Source organism: Microbispora sp. H10670, assembly GCF_014161385.1.
GTDB lineage: Bacteria > Actinomycetota > Actinomycetes > Streptosporangiales > Streptosporangiaceae > Microbispora > Microbispora triticiradicis.
Genome location: NZ_JABBWW010000035.1, coordinates 1 through 25,515 on the forward strand (window position 1 = coordinate 1; position 25,515 = coordinate 25,515).

The following is a 25,515-nucleotide window of genomic DNA, read 5'->3' on the forward strand; positions in this document are numbered from 1 at the left end:
CCGCCGCCCGCTCGGCCTCCCCCCGGCGCGAGAACCCCAACCGCGCCCGCTCATGACCCAGATAGATGTTCTCGGCCACACTCAACCCGTCCACCAGGTCGAGCTCCTGATAGATCGTGGCGATGCCGAGGGCCATGGCCGCGGTGGGCGGCGCCAGCCGTACGGGGGTGCCGTCGATGAGCACCTCGCCCTCGTCGGGCGCGTGCGCGCCGGAGAGGGTCTTGATGAGCGTTGACTTCCCGGCGCCGTTCTGGCCGAGCAGGCAGTGCACCTCGCCGGCTCTCACTTCCAGATCGACGCCGTCCAGCGCACGCACGCCGGGGAACTGCTTGACGATCCCCCTCATTTTGAGCAGGGGGTGCTCGTCTCCCATGGGGTCTCCCAACGATGTCAGTTGGCGGAGTAGACGTGATCGCTGATCAGTCGGGTGGCGCCGATGACACCCGCGGTCTCTCCGAGTTCGGAAAGCACGATCGGCAGGTTGCCGGTGGCGAGCGGCAGCGAGCGACGGTAGACGACGCTCCTGATCTCCGCGAGCAGCACGTGGCCCAGCTTGGCCACGCCACCCGCGATGATCACCAGTCCCGGGTTGAAGAAGCTGACCAGGCTGGCCAGGACCTGGCCCACCCGTCGTCCGCCGTCGCGGATCAGCCCGATCGCCCCGGGGTCGCCCTGCGCCGCCGCGGCGCCCACGTCCTCGGCCGTCAGCGTGCCCGCGGCCGCGAGCCGTTCGGCCAGGTACGGCGAGCCGCCCGAGCGGGCCACCTCGACCGCCTCCCTGGCCAGCGCCGCTCCGCCGAAGTAGGCCTCCAGGCAGCCGGAGTTGCCGCAGGAGCAGACCGGGCCGAGGTCGTCCACCCGGATGTGGCCGATGTCGCCGGCGCTGCCGGACACACCGCGGTAGATCTTGCCGTCCACCACGATGCCGCAGCCGATGCCGGTGCCGATCTTCACGAGCAGGAAGTCGCCGACACTCCGGGCGAGACCGGTGTGCAGCTCTCCCAGCGCCATGATGTTGACGTCGTTGTCCACCATCGCGGGACAGCACAGTGCCTGGCCGATCGTCTCCCGCACCGGGTAACGGTCCCAGCCGGGCATGATCGGCGGCACTACCGGGACGCCCTCGGCGAAGCTCACCGGCCCGGGGACACCGATCCCCGCTCCGGTCAGATCGTCGTACAGGCCGTCCCTGCGCAGCTTGCCGAGCAGGTCGATCGCCCGGTCAAGCACCGCCGCGGGGCCCTCCCTGATGTCGCAGGGCTCGCTGAGGTGGCCGAGCACCTTCAGCTCACCGTCGGTCACCGCGACGTCGATCGAGGTGGCGCCGACGTCGATACCGGCGAAGCGGGTGGACTGCGACAGCCGTACGCGGCCCGAACGCCGGCCGCCGCGTGAGGCGGCGAGCCCGTCCGGTTCGGCCAGACCCAGCTCGACGAGCCGGTCCAGCTCCACGTTGAGCTTCGATCGCGACAGATCCACCACGTCGCCGAGCTCGGCGCGGGAGCGCCCGCCGTCCCTCAGCAAGCGCAGAAGCGCGGCCTGATGGACGTTCTCCGGCCTGATGGTCGTCCGTTTCACCTACGCCTCCGCGTCCACGTGATTGGCTGGAAACGTACCCCTTTTCCCCACGACAAGGAAGACCTTTTACCGATCTGATGCAATCTTTCGCTGAATTCAACAAAAGTCAGGACGAAGGGCAGAGCAGGGTAGGAGAGGAAACAGGACTTCTTGGAGGGCGGATGCTGGGGTTGCCGGAGCGGGTACGCGGCTGCCTGTTCGACATGGACGGGGTGCTCACGCGTACGGCGGGGGTCCACGCGGCGGCGTGGAAGGAGATGTTCGACGCCTTCCTCCGCGACCGGGCGGTCGCCACCGGCACGCCGTTCGTCCCCTTCGACGCGACCGGCGACTACGACCGGTACGTCGACGGCAGGAAGCGCCTGGACGGCACGCGGGAGTTCCTCCGGTCCCGGGACATCACCCTGCCGGAGGGCGAGCCGGACGACCCGCCGGGCATGCCCACGCTCAACGGCCTGAGCAACCGCAAGAACGCACTGGTCCAGGCGGTCCTCGACCGGCAGGGCGTCGAGGTCTTCGAAGGCTCGGTGCGTTATCTGCGCGAGGTCGGCGAGGCCGGTCTGCGCCGGGCGGTCGTCTCCTCCAGCGCCAACACCGCCCGCGTGCTGTCCGCCGCGGGGCTCTCCGAGATGTTCGACGCGCGGATCGACGGTGCGGTGGCGGCCGAGCGCGGCCTGGCCGGCAAGCCGGCCCCCGACATGTTCCTCGCCGCCGCCGAGGCCCTGGGCATCCAGCCGGCCGCCGCGGCGGTCTTCGAGGACGCGCTGGCGGGGGTCGCCGCCGGGCGCGCGGGCGGCTTCGCCTGGGTGGTGGGCGTGGACCGCGCGAACCAGGCCCAGGCCCTGCGCGACAACGGCGCCGACGTGGTGGTGAACGACCTCGCCGACCTGCTGGACGAACGATGATCAGGCATCCCGCCTTCACCACCGAGCCCTGGACGGTCCGCGAGTGCCGCCTGCACACCGACGTGCTCGCCCAGACGGAGTCGGTCTTCGCACTGTCCAACGGGCACATCGGGCTGCGCGGCAACCTCGACGAGGGCGAGCCGTACGGGCTGCCCGGCACCTACCTCAACTCCTTCTACGAACTGCGCCCCCTGCCGTACGCCGAGGCGGGCTACGGCTACCCCGAGTCGGGGCAGACGGTGGTCAACGTCACCAACGGCAAGCTGATCCGGCTGCTGGTGGACGACGAGCCGTTCGACGTCCGGTACGGCACCCTGCACTCACACGAGCGGCTCCTCGATCTGCGCGCCGGGACGCTCATCCGCACGGTCCACTGGAGCTCGCCCACGGGGGTGGAGATCCGGATGCGCTCCACCCGGCTCGTGTCGTACACCCACCGGGCCGTGGCCGCGATCCGCTACGAGGTGGAGCCGGTGGACCAGCCGGTCAACGTGGTCGTCCAGTCGGAGCTGGTGGCCAACGAGACCGTCCCCACGTCGGCCGCCGACCCCCGCGCCGCCGCCGCGCTGGAGGCGCCGCTGGTGCTGGAGGAGAACGCGCCAGGCCGCGACGGCGTGTGCGTCATGGTGCACTCCACCCGCGCCAGCCGCCTGCGGGTCGCCGCCGCCATGCGCCACGAGGTCGACGGCCCCGAGGGCACCCGGGTCGACGGCGACGGCGGCGGCGACGTCAGCCGCGTGACCGTCGCCACCCGCCTGAGACCCGGAGAACGGCTGCGGCTGGACAAGTTCTTCGCCTACGGCTGGTCGGCCAAGCGCTCCCGGCCCGCGATGCACGACCAGGTGGTGGCCGCGCTGGCCGCGGCCCGGCTCACCGGGTGGGACGGCCTGTGCGCCGAGCAGCGCGCCTTCCTCGACGACTACTGGGCGGGCGCGGACGTCGAGGTCGAGGGCGACGCCGAGGTGCAGCAGGCCGTACGCTTCGGGCTCTTCCACCTGCTCCAGGCGGGCGCCCGGCTGGAGCGGCGGCCCATTCCCGGCAAGGGACTGACCGGCTCCGGCTACGACGGGCACGCGTTCTGGGACACCGAGAGCTTCGTGCTGCCCGTCGCCACCTACACCTATCCCAGGGCCGCCCGCGACGCGCTGGAGTGGCGCGCGTCGATCCTCCCGCTCGCCGAGGCGCGGGCGGAGCTGCTCGGGCTGGGCGGGGCGGCGTTCCCCTGGCGCACGATCAACGGCGAGGAGTGCTCGGGATACTGGCCCGCCGGCACCGCGGCCTTCCACGTCAACGCCGACATCGCCGACGCGGTGACGCGGTACGTCGACGCGACCGAGGACACCGCGTTCGAGGGGGACGTCGGCCTGCCGCTGCTGGTCGCGACCGCGCGCCTGTGGTGCGCGCTCGGCCACCACGACGCCGAGGGCCGCTACCGCATCGACGGGGTGACCGGCCCGGACGAGTACAGCGCGGTCTCCGACAACAACCTCTACACCAACCTCATGGCCCGCAGGAACCTGCTGGCCGCCGCCGCGACGGCCGTACGCCATCTCGACCGGGCCGGGCGGCTCGGCGTCACTCTGGAGGAGATCGCGGTGTGGCGCGACGCCGCCTCCGCCATGTACCTCCCGTACGACGAGCGCGTGGGGGTCCACGCGCAGAGCGAGGGCTACACCGGGCACGCGGTGTGGGACTTCGAGAACACCCGGCCCGACCAGTACCCGCTGCTGCTCCACTTCCCCTACTTCGACCTCTACCGCAAGCAGGTGGTCAAGCAGGCCGACCTCGTACTGGCCATGCACCTGTGCGGCGAGGCGTTCACACCCGAGCAGAAGGCCCGCAACTTCGCCTACTACGAGGCGCTGACGGTGCGGGACTCCTCGCTGTCCGCGGCCACCCAGGCCGTGCTCGCCGCCGAGGTCGGTCAGCTCGGGCTCGCCTACGCCTACCTCGGGGAGGCGGCGCTCATCGACCTGCGCGACCTGCAGCACAACACCCGTGACGGCGTCCACATGGCCTCGCTGGCCGGGGCGTGGATCGCGCTGGTGGCGGGGTTCGGCGGCCTGCGCGCGGGCCAGGGGCGGCTGTGCTTCGCCCCCCGCCTGCCCTCGGAGATCACCCGGCTCACCTTCCGGGTGCGCTACCGCGGGCGCCTGCTGAGGGTCGACGTCACGTCCCAGGACACGACGTACCGGCTGCTGCACGGCTCGCCGGTCTCGCTGGCGCACCACGGTGAGACCCTGACGCTCGGCGCGCGGCCGCAGTCCCGGAGCAACCCGTCGCCGCCCTTCCCCGAACTGCGGATCACGCAGCCCCCCGGCCGCGAGCCGCCCGCCCGCCGCCCGGCGATCCCCTGAGGCGATATCACCATTCGGGCAGGCCAAGGCGGCGCGGCGTCGTACAGTGAGCGTGCTCGTGAACGTTCCTCAGTTCCTGTCCCGAACTGGGCGCGGATCGGCGACTCCCCTCTCACCGCGCGGTCACGCCCGAGCGAACCCGCTGGAGGCACGCATGTCCTCGACCGCTCCCCTGCGCGTGATCCAATGGGCGACGGGCGCGGTCGGCGGGCGTGCCCTGCGCAGCGTGATCGCCCGTCCGGAGTTCGAGCTCGCCGGGGTGCTCGTCTACGACCGGGAGAAGGTGGGCCGGGACGCTGGCGAACTGGTGGGGCTCGGGCCCGTCGGGGTCGCCTGCACCGACGACGCCGAACGGATACTCGCCACCGAGGCCGACTGCGTGCTGCACATGCCGCTGCCCGCGTCCTACTTCGGCGGCGATCCCGGGACCGACGCCGAGACGATCTGCGCGCTGCTCGCCTCGGGCAAGAACGTCGTCACCACCACCGGATTCGTCTACCCCCGCGCGTACGGCCCGGGGCTGGTGGACCGCCTGGAGGCCGCCTGCGCCCGAGGCGGGGCGTCCCTGCACGGGACGGGCATCAACCCGGGCTTCATGAGCGACCTGCTGCCTCTGGCGCTGACCGGGCTGTCGGACCGGCTCGACCACATCTACGTGCGGGAGTGCTCGGACTACCGGGGTCATCCCTCCCGGCACGTGACCGCCGACCTGATGGGCTTCGGCCGGGAGCCCGACGACTACAGCACGTCCGTCCGGCCGTTCCGCGCCTTCCAGCGCGCGCTGTTCGGCGAGAGCGTCGAGCTTGTCGCCGCCGCGCTCGGCGTGCCGCTGGACGAGGTGGAGGAGACCGACGAGTACCTGCTCGCGACCGAGGACTTCGGCATCGCGGCGGGTGAGGTGCGCAAGGGCACGATCTCCGCGTCCCGCTGGGTGTTCACCGGACTGGCGCGCGGCCGGCCGTTCATCACGGTCGAGTGCGTCTACAAGGCCGACGGCCGCCGGGTGCCGCAGTGGGGCGACCTCGGCTTCACCATGCACGTGCAGGGACGGCCCGGCATGGCGGTGACGATCGACGACATGACCCAGGGGCTGGCCGGGGCGGCGGCCCACGCGGTCAACTCGATCGCCGCCGTGTGCGCGGCCCCGCCGGGCATCCGCACGCTCCTCGACCTCCCCCTCGCCACCGGCCGGGGAGCCGTGCGGCTGGCCTGACGGACAGCGCGCGGCGCGGGAGCAGTGGGGTGTTCCCGTACGGCCTGGCTCAGCCGGCGGGGTACCAGCGGTCGGGTTCGCCGGGCACTCGGGTGACCTGGCCGCGATGCTCCAGCCAGACCAGGTGCGCGAGGGTCTCGCCGTTGGCCGTCCTGCGCATGTGCGCGGGGATCGTCTCCCACGGGCGCGACCAGCTCAGCCGGGTGGCGATGTCCCAGCACGCCGGGCCGTCGCCGTCCGCGAGGACCCGCCGTATCTCCGCGAGCCGCTCCTCGTGGTGCGCGATGACGTGGTCGGCTCGGGCGGCCAGTTCCAGGAAGCGGTACTCGTGGGCGGGCAGCACCTCTTCCACGTCGAGCCCGCCCACCAGGCGCAGCGCGTCGAGATAGTCGGCCAGCGGGTTGGGCGCCGACTGCGGGTGCACCGCGACCATCGGCGTGATCCTGGCCAGCACGTGGTCGCCGGAGAACAGCAGCCTGCGCTCCGGCTCGGCGAAGCACAGGTGGCCGGGCGAGTGGCCGGGGGTCCACACCGCCCGGAGGTCCCAGCCGGGCAGGCCGAGCCGGTCGCCGTCCTCGATGAGCCGGTCGGGCACCGCCATCGTCACGAACTGGCGCAGCATGACCGACGCGCCCGCCAGTTCCTGTGCCGTGAGGTCCGGCACGCCGCAGCGGAGCAGCAGCGCGCGCTCCTGCTCGACGAGATCGTCGATCGCCGAGTCGTCGTAGCGGCCGCGGAGGAGGCGCGCGTCGGCCGGATGGAGCCCGATCCACGCGCCCGAGACCTCCCGTACGCGCCCGGCCAGACCGTAGTGGTCGGGGTGGATGTGCGTGACCAGCACGGCCTTCACGTCCGTGATGTCGTATCCGGCCGTTCCGAGCCCCGCCACGAGCGCGTCGTACGCCTCGCCGGTGTTCCATCCCGCGTCGACGAGGACCACTCCATCGGGGATCTCCAGGGCGTAGACCAGGACGTAGCGCAACGGGTTGATCGGGATCGGGACGGGGATCGACCACAGCCCCGGGCGCACCCGCTCGACCTCCGGCAGCCCGCCGCCCCGCCACGCCGCGCGCTGCGCCTCGTTCGCCGCCGTCACGCTCCCCTTGCTCACCGGTCCACGCCCCTCTCGCAGCTTCGCTGCCTGATTGTGCCGCCCTGAACCGAATGTCGTTCTACCGGGCCCCCGGGCGCCGCACATCGCGGCGAACCACCGTCACTCGCGCCCGCCTCCCCGGGGACCGCTGCGCGGATGGGCGGCGAGCAGGACCGTGACGCCGCGCGCGTCGGGGTCGTCGCGGTCCCGCTCCTCGGCCTCCAGCAGCAGGGCCGACACCCGCTCGTACAGGGACGCGACCGTCGCCGGCGACAGCCGCACCACCAGGTCGGACATGCCGGCCGCCTCGGCCCACGCCTCGCTCCACAGGTCGCGGTCGCGCTCGAAGCTCTCCACGTCGGCGGTGAGCCGCTCCAGCTGACGCCGGCGCAGGCCGGCGGCGGCCTCCCGGCCCTCGGCGCCCGCGGCCGTCGCCACGTCGCTCCACGACGTGAACCGGTGGATCGCCCGCCAGCGCCGCTCACGCCGGTCGCGCTGCTCGGCGTCGGGCTCCACGAACCCGTACCGCGCGAGTTGCCGCAGGTGATAGCTCGTGGAGCCGGAGCTCTCCGCGAGGCGCGCGGCCAGTTCCGTGGCGGTCGCGGGACCATCGGTGCGCAGCTCCGCCAGCAGGCGCGACCGCAGCGGATGCGCGACCGCCTTCAGCGCGCGCGGGTCCCGTACGTGGTAGACCTCCTGATCCATGCCGGGGACGCTAACAACCCCCGCGCTTCGCAAAGGTTTCTTTGCGAAAATGAAAGTTTCAGCCGCGCGCTCCCCCAACCACCGGTCACGTGGGCCGGAGCACGGCCGTCGTTGACGCCCCTGGAAACCCGGCGGAAACATCGGTGCCGCTCCCCTTTGGGAGCGCTCCCACACCACCATTCCCACACCGCCTTTCCCCACCAGCCCCTCGCGGACACCCCGAGGACCACCCCGAGGACCACTGTGCTCAGAAGAATCGGCATTCTCGCCGTGGCGGCGTTAGCCACGGCCTGCCTGACCGGCGCGCCTCCCGTCACGGCGGACGAGGGCCCGGAGCAGATCCCCAACGGCACGTTCGACACCACCGCCGACCCGTGGTGGCACACCTCGAACCTGGACTTCGAACTGTCCGGCGGCCGGCTCTGCACGAACGTCCCCGGCGGGACGGTCAACCCCTGGGACGCGATCATCGGCGTCAACGACATCCCGCTGGTGAAGGACGAGACCTACGCGTTCAGCTTCTTCGCCACCGCCGACCCGTCGAAGGTCGCCAGGGCGTACGTCCAGCTGCCGACGGATCCCTACACCCAGTACGTGGCGGCGGCTCCCGAGGTCAGCGTCTCGGGCAACACCTACAGCTACACGTTCACCTCGCCGGTCGACCTGCCCAACGCCCAGGTCGTCTTCCAGATCGGCGGCAGCGCGACGCCGTGGCGCTTCTGCGTCGACAACGTCTCGCTCAAGGGCGGGGCGCCGCCGGACGTCTACAAGCCCGACACCGGTCCCCGGGTGCGGGTGAACCAGGTGGCCTACCTGCCCAAGGGCCCCAAGAACGCCACCGTGGTCACCGACGCCACCGCCGCGCTGCCCTGGCAGCTCAAGAACTCCGCCGGGACCGTGGTCGCGCACGGCACGACGACCCCGCGCGGCGTGGACGCCAGCTCGGGCCAGAACGTCCACTCGATCGACTTCGGCTCGTACGTCAAGGCGGGGACGGGCTACACGCTCACCGCCGACGGTGAGACCAGCCGGCCCTTCGACATCAAGCCGGACGCCTACGCCGACCTCAAGCTCGACGCGCTGAAGTTCTACTACACCCAGCGCAGCGGCATCGCGATCGACGACGCGCTGCGGCCCGGGTACGGCCGTCCCGCCGGTCACGTGGACGTGGCTCCGAACCAGGGCGACAAGAACGTCCCCTGCCAGCCGGGCGTGTGCGACTACCGTCTCGACGTGTCCGGCGGCTGGTACGACGCGGGCGACCACGGCAAGTACGTGGTCAACGGCGGCATCTCGGTCGCCCAGATCATGAGCGAGTTCGAGCGGACCAAGAACGCCCCGACCGCCAAGCCCATCGGCAGCCTGAACATCCCCGAGAGCGGCGACGCCGTTCCCGACGTGCTCGACGAGGCCCGCTGGGAGCAGGAGTTCCTGCTGAAGATGCAGCGGTCCGACGGCATGGTCCACCACAAGATCCACGACGAGAACTGGACCGGCCTGCCGCTGCTGCCGAACCTGGACCCGCAGAAGCGCGAACTGCACCCGGTCAGCACGGCCGCGACGCTGAACCTCGCCGCGACCGCCGCCCAGGCGGCCCGGATCTTCGCGCCGTACGACGCCGCGTTCGCCGCGAAGAACCTGGCGGCGGCGAAGAAGGCGTGGACGGCGGCCAAGGCGAACCCGAACGTGCTCGCCTCCGCCTCCGACGGCATCGGCGGGGGCACCTACGACGACGCCAAGGTCAGCGACGAGTTCTACTGGGCGGCGGCCGAGCTCTACATCACCACGGGCGACAAGGAGTTCGAGAACTACCTCCTCGCCTCGCCGCTGCACACCGCCGACATCTGGAACACGGGCGCCATGGACTGGGGCAACGTCGCGGCGCTCGGCCGGCTCGACCTGGCGACCGTGCCCAACGCCCTGCCCGGCCGCAGCGAGGTGCGCGCCTCGGTGGTGGCCGGCGCGGACAAGTACCTCGCCAAGCTGACGGCCCACCCGTACGGCCTGCCGTACGACGCGGCGTCCTACGACTGGGGATCGAACAGCATCGTCCTCAACAACATGGTGGTCATGGCCACGGCCTACGACATCACCGGCGACCTGAAGTATCGCGACGGCGTGCTGCAGGGCGTCGACTACATCCTCGGCCGCAACGCGCTCAACCAGTCGTACGTGACCGGTTACGGTGAGGTGGCGTCGAAGAACCAGCACAGCAGGTGGTACGCCCACTCGCTGGACACCTCGCTGCCGAACCCGCCGCGCGGCACGCTCGCCGGTGGCCCCAACTCCAGCATCCAGGACCCGGTGGCCCAGGCGAAGCTGAGGGGCTGCGTGGCGCAGTTCTGCTACATCGACGACATCGGCTCCTGGGCGACCAACGAGCTGACGATCAACTGGAACTCGCCGATGTCGTGGATCTCGGCGTTCATCGCCGACCAGGGCGACGGCACGGTCAAGGCGCCCGGCGCGTGCAAGGTCACCTACACCACGCACGGTTCCTGGCCGACCGGCTTCACCACCCAGATCACGATCGTGAACACCGGCACGAAGGCCGTCGACGGCTGGAAGCTGAAGTGGTCGTTCCTGGGCGGCCAGAAGATCGACCACGGCTGGAGCGCCAACTTCTCGCAGGAGGGGGCGACCGCCACCGCCGAGAACGAGACGTGGAACAAGACCATCAGGCCCGGCCAGACGGTCGTCATCGGCTACAACGGCGTGTCGTCTCCCGGCGCCAACCCCACGCCCGACCTGATCACCCTCAACGGCGCCGCCTGCTCCTCCTGACCCGGCCGATCGGCCCGACCGGCCCGATCAGCCTGATCAGAACGTCGCCGTGACCCCCGACCCCGGCCGCCGCCTCAGCAGAGGCGGCGGCCGGTTCCATTCCGGCGGGGCCGGCTCACCCGGGCACTACGCTGTGGGGCGTGATCGACGACATCTGGGTGGACGACGCCGTCACGGCGCTGCGTCCGGACTTCGCCGTCCTGGTCGTCTGCGCGTACGGCCTGCGCAACGGCCCTTCGGACGACCGTTCGCGGGAGTGGCTGGCCGACGCGGCGGCCAGGGCCGTGCCGCAGGACGACGAGAGGATCGAGGCGTGGCGCGCGGCGTACCGCGCCTTCGGGGCCAAGCCCCAGCGGACCCGCCCGTCGGTGGACGCGCTGGTCCGCCGCCTGCCGCTGCCCGAGATCAACCTGGTGGTGGACGCCTACAACGCCGTGTCCGTACGGCACGGCCTGCCGATCGGCGGCGAGGACCTGCGCCGCTACCGCGGCACCGCCCGGCTGGTCCGCGCGGCGGGCGACGAGCCGTCGGAGGAGGCGCTGGGCGAGCCCGCGATCGGCGAGGTGGTGTGGCGCGACGACGAGGGCGTCACCTGCCGGAGGTGGAACTGGCGGCAGTGCGTCAGGACGAGGATCACCGAGGAGACGGTCGACGCGCTGTTCCTCCTCGAACGGCTCGAACCGCTCTCCATTCCCGCACTGCACGCGGCCGGTGAGGACCTCGCGGGTATGCTGTCCGCTATAGCTCCGGATATCCGGATCGAGTCGCGGCTCCTCGGGTGAGCCAGTCGTGATGACCAGGTGGTGAGGGACACCTCACCACCCAGACGGGCTATCCGCGCGTGACCTGTTTGATCGATCCTGGGAGGATGGGCCGGGACCGGTGACCCGCGCGGGCGCACCTCGGTGTGTGAGGCGAGTAGCCTTGGACAGGTTCACCAAACATCAACGCCGATCTGCGGAAGAGGGCGATTTCCGCCGTGTCGTCAGAGTCGTCGCGGACAAACCCGCTGGCAAGCTTCGGGCAAAATGAGTGGCTTGTCGACGAGTTGTACCAGAAGTATCTCGAAGATCCCGAGTCTGTGGACCAGGCCTGGTGGCACTTCTTCGCTGACTACAACGGAACGGGCAAGCCCGCTCCACCCAAGGCCGCCGACGCCGCGAACGGCGCGACCACGACGGCGGCTCCCGAGGCTCCCGCCCCGGTGAGCCCGGCTCCGCAGACGACGCAGCCCCAGCCTCAGGCCACGGCGCCCGCGCCGGTCAAGCAGCCTGCCCCACAGCCGGCGAAGCAGCCCGCCAAGCAGGCCGCCACCCCGGTTCCGGCCGGTGCGGCCGAGGAGAAGCTGCGCGGCGCCGCGGCGCGCACCGCCGCCAACATGGAGGCCTCGCTGGCGGTCCCGACCGCCACCAGCGTCCGTGCGGTGCCCGCCAAGCTGCTGATCGACAACCGCATCGTCATCAACAACCACCTGTCCCGCGGACGCGGCGGCAAGATCTCCTTTACCCACCTCATCGGCTACGCGATCGTCCGGGCGCTGGAGTCCATGCCCGAGATGAACCACTCGTACGCCGAGGTGGACGGCAAGCCGGTCCTGGTGAAGCCGGAGCACGTCGGGCTCGGCCTCGCCATCGACGTGCAGAAGAGCGACGGCACCCGCCAGCTCCTGGTGCCCTCGATCAAGCGGGCCGAGACGCTCGACTTCCGCCAGTTCTGGACGGCGTACGAGGAGATCGTCCGCAAGGCCCGCTCGGGCAAGCTCGGCGTGGACGACTTCCAGAACACCACGATCTCCCTGACGAACCCCGGCACGATCGGCACGGTCCACTCGGTGCCGCGTCTCATGCCCGGCCAGGGCACGATCATCGGCGTCGGCGCGATGGAGTACCCGGCGGAGTACCAGGGCGCCTCGGCGGACACCCTGTCCCGCCTGGCCATCAGCAAGGTGATGACGATCACCTCGACCTACGACCACCGGATCATCCAGGGCGCCCAGTCGGGCGACTTCCTGCGCCGCATCCACCAGCTCCTGCTCGGCTCCGACGGCTTCTACGACGAGATCTTCGAGTCGCTGCGCATCCCGTACGAGCCGGTCCGCTGGGTCCAGGACATCTCGGCCACCCACGACGACGACGTGGCCAAGTCCGCCCGCGTGCTGGAGCTGATCCACGCCTACCGGGTCCGCGGCCACCTCATGGCCGACACCGACCCGCTGGAGTACCGCCAGCGCAAGCACCCCGACCTCGACATCCAGTCGCACGGCCTGACGCTGTGGGACCTGGAGCGCGAGTTCCCGACGGGCGGCTTCGGCGGGAAGCCGCTGATGAAGCTGCGCGACGTCCTCGGCGTGCTGCGCGACTCGTACTGCCGGACGGTCGGCATCGAGTACATGCACATCCAGAACCCCGAGGAGCGGGCCTGGATCCAGGCGCGGGTGGAGCGGCCGCACGCCAAGCCCGACCGTGAGGAGCAGCTGCACATCCTGCGCAGGCTCAACACCGCCGAGGCGTTCGAGACGTTCCTGCAGACCAAGTACGTCGGCCAGAAGCGGTTCTCGCTGGAGGGCGGCGAGTCGCTGATCCCGCTGCTCGACTCGGTGATCTGCTCCGCCGCCGGCGAGCGCCTCGACGAGGTCGTCATCGGCATGGCCCACCGCGGTCGGCTCAACGTGCTGGCCAACATCGTGGGCAAGTCGTACGCCCAGGTGTTCGGCGAGTTCGAGGGCAACATCGACCCGCGCAGCGCGCACGGCTCGGGCGACGTGAAGTACCACCTCGGCGCGAGCGGCGACTTCGTCGACCCCGACGGCAACAAGATCAGCACGTCGGTGGTGGCCAACCCCTCGCACCTGGAGGCCGTCGACCCCGTCCTGGAGGGCGTGGTCCGGGCCAAGCAGGACCTGCTGGAGCGCGGCGAGGAGGGCTTCACCGTCCTGCCCGTGCTCGTCCACGGCGACGCGGCGTTCGCCGGGCAGGGCGTGGTCGCCGAGACCCTGCACCTGTCCCAGCTGCGCGGCTACCGCACCGGCGGCACCGTGCACATCGTGGTCAACAACCAGGTCGGCTTCACCACCTCCCCCGCCTCCTCGCGGTCGAGCGTGTACGCGACCGACGTCGCCCGGATGATCCAGGCGCCGATCTTCCACGTGAACGGCGACGACCCCGAGGCCGTCGTACGCGTCGGGCGGCTCGCCTACGAGTACCGCCAGGCGTTCCGCAAGGACGTGGTCATCGACCTGATCTGCTACCGGCGGCGCGGCCACAACGAGACCGACAACCCGGCCTTCACCCAGCCGCTGATGTACGACCTGATCGACGCCAAGCGCTCGACCCGCAAGCTGTACACCGAGGCGCTGATCGGCCGCGGCGACATCACGGTCGAGGAGGCCGAGCAGGCCCTGCGCGACTACCAGGAGCAGCTGGAGCGGGCCTTCACCGAGACCCGGGAGGCGACCAGGCAGCCGCTCGAACCGGGCTCGGTCGTGGTCCCCGAGCCGGACGAGGTGTTCCAGTGGTCGCACGAGGACACCAAGACGGCGATCTCGGAGGAGGTCGTCAAGCGGGTCGTCGACACGCAGCTCAACCTGCCCGACGGCTTCACCGTCCACCCGCGTCTCGCGCCGGTCATCCAGCGTCGCGGCGCGATGATCGCCGAGGACTCGATCGACTGGGCGACCGGTGAGATGCTCGCGTTCGGCTCGCTGCTCATCGACGACCACCCGGTGCGGCTCGTCGGCCAGGACTCCCGCCGCGGCACCTTCGGCCAGCGCCACGCCGTGCTGGTCGACCGCGTCACCGGCGAGGAGCACACCCCGCTCAAGACGTTCAACCAGGGCACCACGAAGTTCTACGTGTACGACTCGCTGCTCAGCGAGTTCGCCGCGATGGGCTTCGAGTACGGCTACAGCGTGGTCCGCCCGGACGCCCTGGTCGCCTGGGAGGCGCAGTTCGGCGACTTCGCCAACGGCGCCCAGTCGATCATCGACGAGTTCATCTCGTCGGGCGAGCAGAAGTGGGGTCAGCGCTCCTCGGTCGTGCTGCTGCTGCCGCACGGCTACGAGGGCCAGGGCCCGGACCACTCCTCCGCCCGCATCGAGCGCTACCTGCAGATGTGCGCCCAGGACAACATGACGGTGGCGCAGCCGAGCACCCCGGCGAACTACTTCCACCTGCTGCGCTGGCAGGTGCTGTCGGAGCGGCGCAAGCCGCTGGTCGTGTTCACGCCCAAGTCGCTGCTGCGGCTCAAGGCGGCGGCCTCGGCCACGTCGGAGTTCACCTCCGGCGCCTTCCGCCCGGTCATCGGCGACGCGACGGTCGACCCGGCGGAGGTCCGGAAGGTCGTGGTCTGCTCCGGCAGGATCTACTACGACCTGCTCGCCCGGCGCGAGAAGGACGGCAGGAAGGACGTGGCGCTCGTCCGGCTCGAACGCATCTACCCCTTCCCGGAGAACCCGCTCAAGGCCGAGCTGTCCCGCTACGGCGCCGACGCGGAGCTGCTCTGGGCACAGGACGAGCCGGTCAACATGGGCCCGTGGCCGTACCTGGCGCTGAAGCTGACGGAACGGCCCGACCTGCTCGGCGGCCGCGCCCTCCGCAGGGTCTCGCGTACGCCGAACTCGTCGCCGGCCGTCGGCTCCCACTCCAAGCACGACGCGGAGCTGCGCGGCATGCTCGACGAGATCTTCGGCTGACCGGCGATCCCGCAGGATTGAGGAGGTCCCCCGCGACGCGTGGGGGACCTCTCCTCATGATCAGGTAATTGCACTGGAGCGAGGCATGTACTTCACCGACAAGGGGATCGAGGAGCTCGTCGAGCGGCGCGGCGAGGAGGAGGTCGGCATCACCTGGCTGGCCGAGCGGCTGCGCGAGTTCGTGGATCTCAATCCCGAGTTCGAGGTGCCCGTGGAGCGGCTGGCCACCTGGCTCGCGCGCCTGGACGACGACGAGGACTGAGAGCGCCGGACCGAACGCGATACATCTTGACTTTCCACAGACGCGATATATCGTGTTTGTGGACGGCAGGACTTCGCGTGGAAGGGCTTGGCGATGCCCCAATGGACGATCGACTCCCCCGGGCAGCTCACGTTCGGCAAGGTGACCGCGCTGAACGTGCGGATCGTGGCCGGTCGGCTGGCCGTGCTGGCCAGTGACGGCCCGCCCACCCTGGAGGTGACGGAGGTGGAGGGGGCGCCGCTGCTGGTGACCCATGACGAGGCGGACGGCCGCCTGACGGTCACGTACAAGGACCTGACATGGGACGGCATCCTCGGGTGGTTACGCCCGGGCTCACGGCGGACCACCTTGACGCTCACCGTGCCGAGCAGCTGCCCGGTGCAGGCCGGGGTCGTCTCGGCCTCCGCCCTGGTGACCGGCATGGAGGGGACCACCGGCGTGAAGAGCGTCTCGGGGGAGATCGTCCTCGACGGCGTCAGCGGCGAGGTGCAGGCCGAGACGGTGTCGGGTTCGGTGGAGAGCCGGGGCATGGCCGGCGACCTGTCGTTCGGCAGCGTCTCCGGTGAGCTGACCGTCGCCGGGGGCAGGCCGCGGCGGCTGCGCGCGAACACGGTGTCCGGCCGGATCACCGCCGACCTGGAGCTCGCGCCCACCGGCCACGTCACGATGCACAGCGTGTCCGGTCCCGTCGTCGTACGGCTCCCGCGCTCCGTGGACGCCGACGTGACCGTCCGCTCGACCTCCGGCAGGGTCGAGTCGGCGTTCCCCGGGCTGGAGTCCACCGCGATGCCCGGCGTCCGTTCGCTCGGCGGCCGGTTGGGCGGCGGCATGGCCTCGCTCTCCGCGACCACCATGTCGGGCGACGTCACCCTGCTGAGCGGCCCCCCCACCGGCCGCCGGGAAGAGGAGCAGAAGGCATGAGCGAGCGAATCAGTAGGCACAGCGTCTGGCTCAGGCCACTCCGAGCCGAAGGCGAGGAGGTGGCATGAGCGAGCGAAGCGAGCGAATCAGTAGGCACAGCGTCTGGCTCAGGCCACTCCGAGCCGAAGGCGAGGAGGTGGCATGAGTCCGGTCTTCGGGCATGGGCGGCTGCGGCTGTACCTGCTGAAGCTGCTGGAGGAGAGCCCGCGGCACGGATACGAGGTCATCCGGCTGCTGCAGGATCGCTTCCTCGGCGTCTACTCCCCCTCCCCCGGCACCATCTATCCCCGGCTGGCCCGCCTGGAGGACGAGGGCCTGGTCACCCATGAGGTCGTGGACGGCAAGAAGGTCTTCACGCTGACCGACAAGGGACGGGCCGAGCTGGCCGACCGGATGGACGAGCTGGCCGATCTGGAGCAGGAGATCACCGCCTCGGTCCAGGACATCGCCCGGGAGGTGAAGGAGGACGTGCGGCAGACGGTGCGGTCCCTGCGCGACGAGCTCACCCAGATGGCCCGGGACATCGGCGACGACGGCCGGGAGCTGGGCCGGACCCAGAAGGAGGAGTGGCAGCGGCACCGCGACCAGGCCAGGGAGGAGTGGCGCAGGCAGAAGGAGGAGTGGCGCCGCCACAAGCACGAGTGGCAGGAGGAGCGCGACCGCTGGCAGCAGGAGTGGCGCCGCGTCTGGGAGGAGACCTGGGGGTTCGGCGGGAGCCGGTACGAGGGCACCCCCCGCACCGGCCCCGACCCCGCCCTCAGCCGGATGCTGGCGGACTTCGTCACCGACCTCCACCGTTCTCTCGCCGAGTCCCCCGCAGAGACTTCCGGAGGGGCTTCCGGGGAGGGCACACCGCGTGAGGAGGCGCTGGCGGAGTGCCGGGCCGCTCTCGACGAGGCCGCGGAGCGGATCCGCCGCGCCATGCGCTCCTGACCGCGCCCACCGGGATCGGGGCCGCGGTCAGGACCGCCGTCAGAGTGTGAAGACCACCTTGCCGAAGACGTCGCCCCGGTGCACGGCCGCGAAGCCCTCCTCCGCCTCGGTGAGCGGCAGCACCCGGTCGATCACCGGCCGTACGCCCGTCTGCTCGAGGAAGACCGCGAGCCGCGCGAGCTGCTCGCGCGTCCCCATGGTCGACCCGATGATCGACTTCTGCAGGAAGTAGACCTGCACGAGTTGCGTCGCGGCGACCATCCCGCTCGTCGCGCCGCAGGTGACGATCCGGCCACCGGGGCGCAGGGAGTTGAGCGAGTGCTTCCAGGTGGCCTCGCCGACCGTCTCCATGACGGCGTCGACCCGCTCGGGCAGGCGGGCGTTCGTCTCGAAGACCTGGTCGGCGCCGAGGCCGAGGGCCCGCTCCCGCTTGTGCTCCGACCGGCTCGTCGCCCAGACCCGGTATCCGGCGGCCCGGCCGAGCACGATCAGCGCGGTCGCCACGCCGCCGCCGGCGCCCTGGACGAGGATGGTGGAGCCCGGCTCCAGCCCGGCCTTGTCGAACAGCATGCGGTACGCCGTCAGCCAGGCCGTGGGCAGGCAGGCGGCCTCCTCGAAGGAGAGCGCGGCGGGCTTGGGCACCAGGTTGCGCCGGGGCACCACGACCTTCTCGGCGAACGTGCCGTCGTACTTCTCCGACAGCAGCGAGCGGGCCGGGTCGAGGGTCTCGTCGCCGTTCACCGGCGTGCCGATCACGGCGTGGACGACGACCTCCTCGCCGTCCTCGTCCACCCCCGCGGCGTCGCAGCCGAGGACGATCGGCAACCGGTCCTGGCTGATACCCACCCCCCGGAGCGTCCACAGGTCGTGGTGGTTGAGCGAGGCGGCCCGGACCGTGACGGTGGTCCAGCCGTCCGGTACGGCGGGCTCGGGATGCTCACCCAGCGTCAGGCCCTTCAGCGGGTCGTCCGGATCGGTCTGCGTGGCGGTGACGGCGAACATGCCAGCACACTACCGCGCGCGCCGGGCCTGTCCGTTTTGATAATCGAGGGAATTACCGGGACCAGAGCGCCGGAAATCAATCAAGACCGGTCGAGAATGGTTGTGAACCCTCCGTCCGGTAAGACGACGTACTCCGCAGCACCCCCTCTGAGCTGCGCAGATACCTACCATAACCAGCCGCTATCGATAACAGATAGGGCAATCTGCTGATTGTTCTGGTTATAAGCACGGCAGCCGGTCGGATCCGGTCGTTAATCTTCGGAGCGTTTTCCTGCTGAATGGGACGCACCCTCATCCGTCCCAGGGAAAGGAGCTTCATGATCCCCCGAGCACGACGCCTGACCATCCCCCTCACCGGCGCGCTCGTCGCGGCCGGCGTGGTCGGCGTGGTCGGCGTCACCCAACCGGCGGCCTCGGCGCAGACCGGCCCCGGCGACGTGACCGTCAAGGCGGCACCCCAGACGCCCGCCCAGGCGGTCTCCTTCTGGTCGCCGCAACGGCTGCGGGCGGCCAAGGACTACAGCGAGGAACTCGGCAACTCCGTCAAGGGCTTCGGCAAGGTCAGCAAGACCACCCCGGACGGCAAGCCGGGCACGGTCCCGCCGATCGGCGCGGAGAAGACCAAGGCGGGCGTGTCCCGGCAGGTCAACCTGCCGAACACGGTCGGCCGGGTGTTCTTCACGCTGCCCGGCCAGAATCCGCTCGACCCCCGGAGCTGGAAGTACTGCTCCGGCACGTCCGTTCAGGGCAGGTACCGCAACGTGGTCGCCACCTCGGCACACTGCGTCTACGACCCGGTGTCGAACCAGTTCTACGACAACTGGATCTTCATTCCCTCCTACTGGGACGGCAACCAGGTGTGGGAGGGCAAGGCGCCGTACGGCATCTATCCCGCCAAGTGGTTCCAGGCGCACGACGACTTCGTGGTCAAGGAGGACTACGACTACGACTACGCGTTCGTGAACGTGTCGTCGGGCTTCCGGCTGACCCCGAAGAAGGTCGGCTCGGCCACGCAGTACACGACCACCCCGGCCGGCCGCCTGGGCGACAACGTGGGCGGCCAGGGCTTCACCTGGAACCGCAGCACGAAGGTCAAGGTGTTCTCGTTCGGCTACCCGGCGGGCCCGCACCCGGACGGCGACCGGCCGTTCACCGGGCGGACGATGAAGTGGTGCTACGGCCAGACGACTCCCATGCCGGCCGCGTTGAAGTACAACATCCAGGAGCACATCGGGTTCAAGTGCGGCATGACCGCCGGTGCGAGCGGCGGCCCGTGGCTCCTCGACTACAGGAGCAGAACGCGCAAGGGCTACCTGAACGGCATCAACAGCGTCGCCTGGGACAGCGACGGCAACGACCGGTACGACCGGATCTCCTCGCCGTACTTCAACAGCGAGACCTACGACGTCTACGCGGCGGCCGCCAACCGGTGGACGCAGTGAGGCGGGCGGCCTGACCGCACGGCCATTCGGTCAGGCGCGTACGTCCAGGTGGACGAGGGCCCGGCGGGCGACCGCCGGGCCCTTCGCATGTCTCCGTTCGCATGTCTCCGTGCGTGCCGCACCGAAGGCGGCTTACGTCCCGCCTACGCCGGATGCGGTGGAATGCCGGAAGCGTCGGACGTCCGCATCAGAACTCGGCCAGCGCACCGGTGACCGACCGCATCTCGCAGTCGTTGCCGAAGGTGTGCCGGAGCTGGAAGTACTTCCCGTCCCAGATACCGCTGGCGGTGACCGTCACAGGTGAGTAGAGCATCGTGCAGGGCCCCGTGCCGGGCCGCTTCAGCACCGCGGGATCGAGGACCGCTCTTCTCAGCCGCGCACACGCCTCGGCCGGGTGGGGATGCGAACCCCCCACCGGGGAGCAGTTCAGGAAGGCCGAGCGGGCCGGCGGATCCGCCTGCGCGCCGTTCGCCACGGTCAGGATCGCCACGCGTACGCGGGCGGCCGGGGACGGGGGCGCCTGTCGCCCGATATCGAGTGACGGCGGCGCGGGCAGGCCCCTCACCCCTCCGTTCACCCCTCTGTGGTCGGACGCCGACGCGTGGCCGGACGGGCCGGCGGCCAGGGTCGCACCGGCCAGCAGGACAAGCAGTGTTCTCATTCGATCCCCCCGTTTGCGCTGGTGCCAGCGTTCCCGTGGGGGGGTCTCCGAGCAAGCGCACACTCCGCGCCACAAGGAAATCTGACGTACCACAGACCGCATCGGTTCCGCCGGTTTCATAACGAGCTGGGCAAGAAGGTGTGCCTGAACCGTGTGGATCTGGAAAAATCACCCCTTACTATCCATATCTCCCATCTGAGGGGTCCACGGTGACCAGGAAGCTCGCACTCGCCGGTGGCGTCGCCGCCGCCGCGGGCCTGGCCGCCGTGCTCTGGAGCCAGGGACCGGCGACACCCGCGACGGCCTCGCCCCAACTCGCCGCGGCCCCGGTCTCCGTCGTGAGCGGCCTCGGCAGGAGTGTGGCCGGCGACAGCGGGGTCAGCAGGGACGGCGTCAGCAGCTTCGCCCTCGCACCGACGCAGGCCGACAAGGAGCGGGTGGCGGCGTACTGGAGCCCCGATCGGCTCAAGCAGGCGAGCAGTTACGTGCCGAGCACCAAGCCGTCGCCGTCGGTGAAGAGCACCACCTCCGCGCTGGAGATGGTCCCCACGGAGGCGAGCCGGGGCGCGGCCCCGCCCCGGCGGGCGGCCGCGTCGGCCCCCGGCGACGCCCCGCCGATGGTGGGCAAGGTCTTCTTCAAGGTGGGCGACAAGCAGTACTGGTGCTCCGCCTCCGCGGTCCACTCGGCCCACCGCAACCTCGTCGCCACCGCAGGACACTGCGCGTACGCGCTGGCCCAGGACAAGCCGGTGGAGAACTGGATCTTCATCCCGTCCTACCACGACGGCGTGGCCCCCAAGGGGATCTTCGTCGGCCACACGCTCTACATGCACGAGGACTTCGCCGGGCAGGGCGACTTCGACCGCGACTACGCCTTCGTGACCGTGCACCGGGGCTTCACCTGGCAGCCGTACACGCAGCAGGGCAGGTTCCGGTATCGGGCGGTGGACGTCGGGCGCCTGGAGGACAAGGTCGGCGCCTTCCTGTTCACCTCCGCCAAGCCGCTCGCCCGGCGCGTCAGCGCCTTCGGCTACCCCGCGGGGGCCCACCCCGACGGCACCCGCCCGTACGACGGCCAGACGGTGCGGACCTGCTCCGGCACGACGGAGAAGAAGATCGTCAGCGCGCCGACCTGGCAACTGGAGCACGGAGTGCGCCTGCCCGGCTGCACTTTCACCGCAGGCGCGAGCGGCGGCCCCTGGGTCGTCGGCTACAACCCCGCCAAGCGGACCGGCCACCTGACCGGGGTCACCAGCCTGACCTGGAACCTCAGCGGTGGCGGGCGTCTCGACGCGGTCTCCACGCCGTACTTCAACACGCTCACCCGGCGGGTGTACACACAGGCGGGCCGGCAGGGCACCGGCTGACTCCGCCCCCCGGGATCGCGAATGTGATTTAGCTCACACCAGGACGTGCCTGGTAGTCGCGCTGCGTACCGGTCTTTACACGCACCGCTCTCGATCAGACCTGCGCCGATGCCGAGTTGTGATCGATCACTTGACAGTGCCTGTTGAAGATAACCGTCAAGTAACGGGCGATGTCACACGGAAAGCACCTAAAACATGGGTTAAGAGCGCAGGTACTGTCTTTACTAGCCCTTTACACACGGGTGGGACGCATGAGGCGTCCCACACGACAGCACCTGGAGTTTCATGAACACCCGAGTCAGGCGCCTGATCCTCCCCATCGGAGGCATCGCCGCCGCCGGCCTCGTCGGGGCCACCCTGGCAGTGCCGGCTCAGGCCGCTCCCGACACGGCCTCGGACACCCTGGCCGCGAGCGGAGTCGCCGCGAAGAACATCGTCGCCTACTGGCTGACCGAGAAGGCCGCCAACCTGGTCAACGCCACCCCGTACGGGTACGAGACCCAGGTCCCCGCCAAGCACATCTCCAAGGGCGGGCCGTCCGCGGACAGCAAGCCGGGCACCGTCGCCCCCACCGGCGGCGGCACCAAGGCCAGCGGCGCTTCCAAGAACGTGAACCTGCCGCGTACCACCGGCAAGGTCTTCTTCGTCGGCGCCGACCACAGGCCGCACTGGTGCACCGCCACCTCGCTGCAGTCGAAGTACCACAACGTGGTCGCCACCGCCGGCCACTGCGTGTACGACACCGAGTCGAACAAGGCCACCATGAAGTACTGGGTCTTCGTGCCCGGTTACTACCAGGGCAAGGCTCCGTGGGGCATCTACGTCGGCAAGACGGCCTACACCCACTACGACTTCGACGTGTACGAGGACGGCGACCGCGACTACGCGTTCGTGACCGTCTACAACGGCATCAAGGCCGGTCGCGGCGGCGACCTGCGCAACGTCGCCGAGTGGAACTGGAAGCAGGTCGACAAGAAGGAGTACAACAAGTACGACCGCTTCATCCGCAGGGCCAAGGGCGGCAAGTACTACGTGGTGAAGTTCACCGACGCCGGTCGCCTCGGCGACAACGTCGGCGGCCAGGGCTTCGCCTACAACCAGAAGATCGGCAAGTACGTCTACGTGTTCGGCTACCCGAGCGGGTCGCACCCGGACGGCAACCACGCCTTCTCCGGCCAGACCCTCAAGTGGTCGTACGGCAAGACCTTCGCCGCCAAGGCCCCGGCCGTGAAGGCCGAGGAGCTCCAGGGCGTGAAGTCCTCCTTCACCGGTGAGGGCTCCTCGGGCTCCGCGTGGCTGCTCAACTACTCGAGCAGCCGTCGCCTGGGCTACCTGAACGGCGTCACCAGCGGTGTCTCCGACACCGACGGCAACGACCGGATCGACACCAGCGTCTCCCCGTACTTCGACGGCGAGACCTACGGCGTCTACAAGGCCGCCGCCAACGTCTGGTCCGGCTCCATCGCCTGATCCGCCTGATCGCCGCACGCGGCGACACCCCCCACGGAAGGCCCGGCTGTCCTCAGCCGGGCCTTCCGGCGTACCGACGGAAATTCTGCGACCGGGACGTAAACCCAGGGGCGGGGAGGCGCGACGCCGCCCGATGCGAAGACCCAGGTCAGGCGGCGTCGCTACCCCCCGTTCCACTCATGTGCTGTGATTTGCATCACATCGCGAAGCGGTCGCCGACGTCACGTCCTTCCACAGGATTCGGTCAGAAAACTCCCAGGGAACTCCCAGGCTGCGGAAACGATCGGCGGGACGGGTCGACAGCAAGGTTTTCACTCCGTCAGTCAGGTCACGCGAAGATCACGGCGCGCGGCGGGGCCAGAGGCCCGTCCTGTTCGCCTGTTTCGGTCCAAATCGGGGCTGTAAGGTCTGGCCATCCCTCTTCTGACGGATGGGACGCAAGAGGCGTCTCACGACAGACCAAGGAGTTCCCATGAAGCGCACTCTGGCTTTCGGTGGCCTCGTCGCCACCGCCGGCCTCCTGGCCGCGGGCCTCGCCGCCCCGGCTCAGGCCGCCAACGACGTCGCCAGCGACGCACTCGCCACCAACGGCATCGCGGCTTGGGCCACGGCCGCCTACTGGTGGAACAACGAGTACGCGAACCTGGTCAACGCGACGCCCTACAACGTCGAGACCAAGGTCGTCGCCAAGCACATCAGCAAGGGCGGTCCGGCTGCGGACAGCAAGCCCGGTGTGGTTCCGGCGATCGGCGACGAGAAGAAGTCGGCCGCGAAGTCGAAGAACGTGAACCTGCCCAAGACCACGGGCAAGGTCTTCTTCGACGGCGCCGACGGCAGGCCGCACTGGTGCTCCGCCACCTCCGTGCAGTCCGCCTACCACAACATGGTCGCGACCGCCGGACACTGTGTCTACGACACCGAGTCCAACGCGGCCACCCTGAAGAACTGGGTGTTCGTTCCGGGTTACTACCAGAGCAAGACCCCGTGGGGCATCTACGTCGGCAAGACGGCCTACACGCACTACGACTACGACGTGTACGAGGACGGCGACCGCGACTACGCGTTCGTCACCGTGTACAACGGCCTCAAGTTCAACCACGACGGGGTCATCCCGTTCACGCCGGCGAACCCGGGCTCGTGGAAGAAGGTTTCCTACGAGACCTACAGCAAGTTCCCGGTGTGGTTCCGTGGCTCGAAGTGGGTCTGCCACGTCGGCAACACCTACTACGTGTGGGCGTTCGAGGACGCGGGTCGCCTGGGCGACAACGTGGGTGGTCAGGGTCTGGCCTACAACCAGAAGATCGGCCAGCCGGTCTTCGTGTTCGGCTACCCCAGCGGCAAGCACCCCGACGGCAACCAGGCCTTCACCGGCAAGACCCTCAAGTGGACCTACGGCAAGACCTTCGCCGCGACCGCTCCGTCGGTCAAGGCCGAGGAGCTGCAGGCCGTCAAGTCGTCCTTCACCGGTGAGGGCGCGCTCGGCTCGTCCTGGCTGCTGAAGTACAACAACGGCCGTCGTCTCGGCTACCTGAACGGCGTGACCATCGGCGTCTCCGACACCGACGGCAACGACCGGTACGACACCTCCGTCTCCCCGTACTTCGACGGCGAGACCTACGGCGTCTACAGCGCGGCCAAGAACAACTGGTCCGGCTCCATCGCGGTGCCGTGGGAGAACCCGCTGAACCACTGATCCCAGCGGTTCAGGCTTGACGAAGAGCCCGGCCTCCGGCCGGGCTCTTTCGTTTTCTCCAATACGCCACGACGGCCGCATTCTCTGCCCGGGAGAGGTAAACCAAGAGAGAGCCTCGCGCGACGTGGCCGGAAACGTGCCTTTCTCCGTTCGCGGTGTCGCGCCATCATTCGGCCACCCTAGGTGAGGCCCGGGCGCGTTAGACGGATCAGCCGCCCGACCAGTGCCGTCACAGCGGTGTGATTCGCGTCACAGCCATTCCTGACGCCACGGCACAAGGATTTCCACGACCGCCGGTGAAGACCCGGAAAGGAAGATTCTCTAGCTGCGGCAATGGCCCGCCCGGAACGATCCATCCCCCATGGTGACGACATCACGAATTGGTCACAAGCGGGCGGAGTCGGATTAGACGTCAAAAGCTGCCATACGTCCGCAAGAT

The 25,515-nt window shown here is 69.9% G+C and carries 19 protein-coding genes; 13 read left to right on the plus strand and 6 right to left on the minus strand.

Going from position 1 to position 25,515, the window contains the following annotated elements; translation table 11 throughout:
• Together HHX33_RS31195 and HHX33_RS31200 are read right to left on the minus strand one after the other, a co-directional pair.
• Positions 1–373: ATP-binding cassette domain-containing protein (locus HHX33_RS31195; RefSeq protein ID WP_182877725.1), on the minus strand; the 373-nt coding region annotated here is incomplete at its 3' end.
• A 17-nt stretch (positions 374–390) separates the two neighbouring features.
• On the minus strand, positions 391–1,578 hold the full coding sequence (locus HHX33_RS31200; RefSeq protein WP_111701052.1) for an ROK family transcriptional regulator: 1,188 nt from the start codon (positions 1,576–1,578) through the stop codon (positions 391–393).
• 161 nt (positions 1,579–1,739) lie between these two features.
• Here HHX33_RS31200 and HHX33_RS31205 point away from each other — a divergent pair, with 161 nt between their 5' ends.
• The 3 genes from HHX33_RS31205 (at position 1,740) to HHX33_RS31215 (ending at position 6,053) form a co-directional block, all read left to right on the plus strand.
• Positions 1,740–2,483 (plus strand): beta-phosphoglucomutase family hydrolase, encoded by a 744-nt coding sequence (locus tag HHX33_RS31205; protein ID WP_182877726.1) that lies wholly within the window; start codon positions 1,740–1,742, stop codon positions 2,481–2,483.
• Positions 2,480–4,840, plus strand: coding sequence for a glycoside hydrolase family 65 protein (locus HHX33_RS31210; protein WP_182877727.1), 2,361 nt, complete (start codon positions 2,480–2,482; stop codon positions 4,838–4,840). Before HHX33_RS31205 ends, HHX33_RS31210 begins: the two co-directional genes overlap by 4 nt.
• Positions 4,841–4,994: 154 nt before the next feature.
• The gene (locus tag HHX33_RS31215) at positions 4,995–6,053 is read left to right on the plus strand and encodes a dihydrodipicolinate reductase (protein WP_182877728.1); all 1,059 of its coding nucleotides are present in this window, start codon (positions 4,995–4,997) and stop codon (positions 6,051–6,053) included.
• A gap of 49 nt (positions 6,054–6,102) precedes the next feature.
• On the opposite strand, the gene HHX33_RS31220 is transcribed toward HHX33_RS31215, so the two are convergent.
• Complete coding sequence (locus tag HHX33_RS31220) at positions 6,103–7,164, minus strand: MBL fold metallo-hydrolase (RefSeq protein ID WP_310740669.1); 1,062 nt, start codon at positions 7,162–7,164, stop codon at positions 6,103–6,105.
• A gap of 102 nt (positions 7,165–7,266) precedes the next feature.
• Positions 7,267–7,851, minus strand: a complete 585-nt coding sequence (locus HHX33_RS31225) for a winged helix-turn-helix domain-containing protein (protein WP_182877730.1) — start codon at positions 7,849–7,851, stop codon at positions 7,267–7,269.
• Positions 7,852–8,094: 243 nt separating this feature from the next.
• Here HHX33_RS31225 and HHX33_RS31230 point away from each other — a divergent pair, with 243 nt between their 5' ends.
• From HHX33_RS31230 to HHX33_RS31255, 6 genes are all read left to right on the plus strand, one after another.
• Positions 8,095–10,635 carry a glycoside hydrolase family 9 protein gene (locus HHX33_RS31230; protein WP_310740670.1) on the plus strand — a complete coding sequence of 847 codons (2,541 nt, stop codon included), beginning with the start codon at positions 8,095–8,097 and terminating at the stop codon, positions 10,633–10,635.
• A gap of 140 nt (positions 10,636–10,775) precedes the next feature.
• Positions 10,776–11,417 carry a B3/4 domain-containing protein gene (locus tag HHX33_RS31235; protein ID WP_182877732.1) on the plus strand — a complete coding sequence of 214 codons (642 nt, stop codon included), beginning with the start codon at positions 10,776–10,778 and terminating at the stop codon, positions 11,415–11,417.
• A gap of 197 nt (positions 11,418–11,614) precedes the next feature.
• The gene (locus HHX33_RS31240) at positions 11,615–15,325 is read left to right on the plus strand and encodes a multifunctional oxoglutarate decarboxylase/oxoglutarate dehydrogenase thiamine pyrophosphate-binding subunit/dihydrolipoyllysine-residue succinyltransferase subunit (protein WP_182877733.1); all 3,711 of its coding nucleotides are present in this window, start codon (positions 11,615–11,617) and stop codon (positions 15,323–15,325) included.
• An 85-nt stretch (positions 15,326–15,410) separates the two neighbouring features.
• Positions 15,411–15,587, plus strand: a complete 177-nt coding sequence (locus HHX33_RS31245) for a DUF6104 family protein (protein WP_165900678.1) — start codon at positions 15,411–15,413, stop codon at positions 15,585–15,587.
• Between the two features lie 93 nt (positions 15,588–15,680).
• Positions 15,681–16,508, plus strand: a complete 828-nt coding sequence (locus HHX33_RS31250; protein ID WP_182877734.1) for a DUF4097 family beta strand repeat-containing protein — start codon at positions 15,681–15,683, stop codon at positions 16,506–16,508.
• 141 nt (positions 16,509–16,649) lie between these two features.
• Complete coding sequence (locus HHX33_RS31255; protein WP_182877735.1) at positions 16,650–17,441, plus strand: PadR family transcriptional regulator; 792 nt, start codon at positions 16,650–16,652, stop codon at positions 17,439–17,441.
• A gap of 39 nt (positions 17,442–17,480) precedes the next feature.
• Here the strand turns inward: HHX33_RS31255 and HHX33_RS31260 are convergent, their stop codons facing one another.
• Positions 17,481–18,443, minus strand: coding sequence for a zinc-binding dehydrogenase (locus HHX33_RS31260; protein WP_182877736.1), 963 nt, complete (start codon positions 18,441–18,443; stop codon positions 17,481–17,483).
• Between the two features lie 317 nt (positions 18,444–18,760).
• Here HHX33_RS31260 and HHX33_RS31265 point away from each other — a divergent pair, with 317 nt between their 5' ends.
• Positions 18,761–19,885: a trypsin-like serine peptidase gene (locus tag HHX33_RS31265; RefSeq protein ID WP_182877737.1), complete on the plus strand. Its 1,125-nt coding sequence runs from the start codon at positions 18,761–18,763 to the stop codon at positions 19,883–19,885.
• Between the two features lie 187 nt (positions 19,886–20,072).
• Here HHX33_RS31265 and HHX33_RS31270 read toward each other — a convergent pair whose 3' ends face one another.
• On the minus strand, positions 20,073–20,546 hold the full coding sequence (locus HHX33_RS31270) for an SSI family serine proteinase inhibitor (RefSeq protein WP_182877738.1): 474 nt from the start codon (positions 20,544–20,546) through the stop codon (positions 20,073–20,075).
• A gap of 209 nt (positions 20,547–20,755) precedes the next feature.
• Here HHX33_RS31270 and HHX33_RS31275 point away from each other — a divergent pair, with 209 nt between their 5' ends.
• The 3 genes from HHX33_RS31275 to HHX33_RS31285 all read left to right on the plus strand — a co-directional run bounded on the left by HHX33_RS31275 (position 20,756) and on the right by HHX33_RS31285 (position 25,076).
• Positions 20,756–21,913 (plus strand): trypsin-like serine peptidase, encoded by a 1,158-nt coding sequence (locus tag HHX33_RS31275; RefSeq protein WP_182877739.1) that lies wholly within the window; start codon positions 20,756–20,758, stop codon positions 21,911–21,913.
• A 285-nt stretch (positions 21,914–22,198) separates the two neighbouring features.
• Positions 22,199–23,383, plus strand: a complete 1,185-nt coding sequence (locus tag HHX33_RS31280) for a trypsin-like serine peptidase (protein WP_182877740.1) — start codon at positions 22,199–22,201, stop codon at positions 23,381–23,383.
• Positions 23,384–23,855: 472 nt separating this feature from the next.
• On the plus strand, positions 23,856–25,076 hold the full coding sequence (locus tag HHX33_RS31285) for a trypsin-like serine peptidase (RefSeq protein WP_182877741.1): 1,221 nt from the start codon (positions 23,856–23,858) through the stop codon (positions 25,074–25,076).
• Positions 25,077–25,515: the final 439 nt, after the last annotated feature.

Bases quoted from the DNA above. Each gene is read 5' to 3' on its own strand.
- HHX33_RS31205 (WP_182877726.1), top strand. From the start codon at position 1,740: ATGCTGGGGTTGCCGGAGCGGGTACGCGGCTGCCTGTTCGACATGGAC.
- HHX33_RS31210 (WP_182877727.1), top strand. From the start codon at position 2,480: ATGATCAGGCATCCCGCCTTCACCACCGAGCCCTGGACGGTCCGCGAG.
- HHX33_RS31215 (WP_182877728.1), top strand. From the start codon at position 4,995: ATGTCCTCGACCGCTCCCCTGCGCGTGATCCAATGGGCGACGGGCGCG.
- HHX33_RS31225 (WP_182877730.1), bottom strand. From the start codon at position 7,851: ATGGATCAGGAGGTCTACCACGTACGGGACCCGCGCGCGCTGAAGGCG.
- HHX33_RS31245 (WP_165900678.1), top strand. From the start codon at position 15,411: ATGTACTTCACCGACAAGGGGATCGAGGAGCTCGTCGAGCGGCGCGGC.
- HHX33_RS31250 (WP_182877734.1), top strand. From the start codon at position 15,681: ATGCCCCAATGGACGATCGACTCCCCCGGGCAGCTCACGTTCGGCAAG.
- HHX33_RS31255 (WP_182877735.1), top strand. From the start codon at position 16,650: ATGAGTCCGGTCTTCGGGCATGGGCGGCTGCGGCTGTACCTGCTGAAG.
- HHX33_RS31260 (WP_182877736.1), bottom strand. From the start codon at position 18,443: ATGTTCGCCGTCACCGCCACGCAGACCGATCCGGACGACCCGCTGAAG.
- HHX33_RS31265 (WP_182877737.1), top strand. From the start codon at position 18,761: ATGATCCCCCGAGCACGACGCCTGACCATCCCCCTCACCGGCGCGCTC.
- HHX33_RS31270 (WP_182877738.1), bottom strand. From the start codon at position 20,546: ATGAGAACACTGCTTGTCCTGCTGGCCGGTGCGACCCTGGCCGCCGGC.
- HHX33_RS31280 (WP_182877740.1), top strand. From the start codon at position 22,199: ATGAACACCCGAGTCAGGCGCCTGATCCTCCCCATCGGAGGCATCGCC.
- HHX33_RS31285 (WP_182877741.1), top strand. From the start codon at position 23,856: ATGAAGCGCACTCTGGCTTTCGGTGGCCTCGTCGCCACCGCCGGCCTC.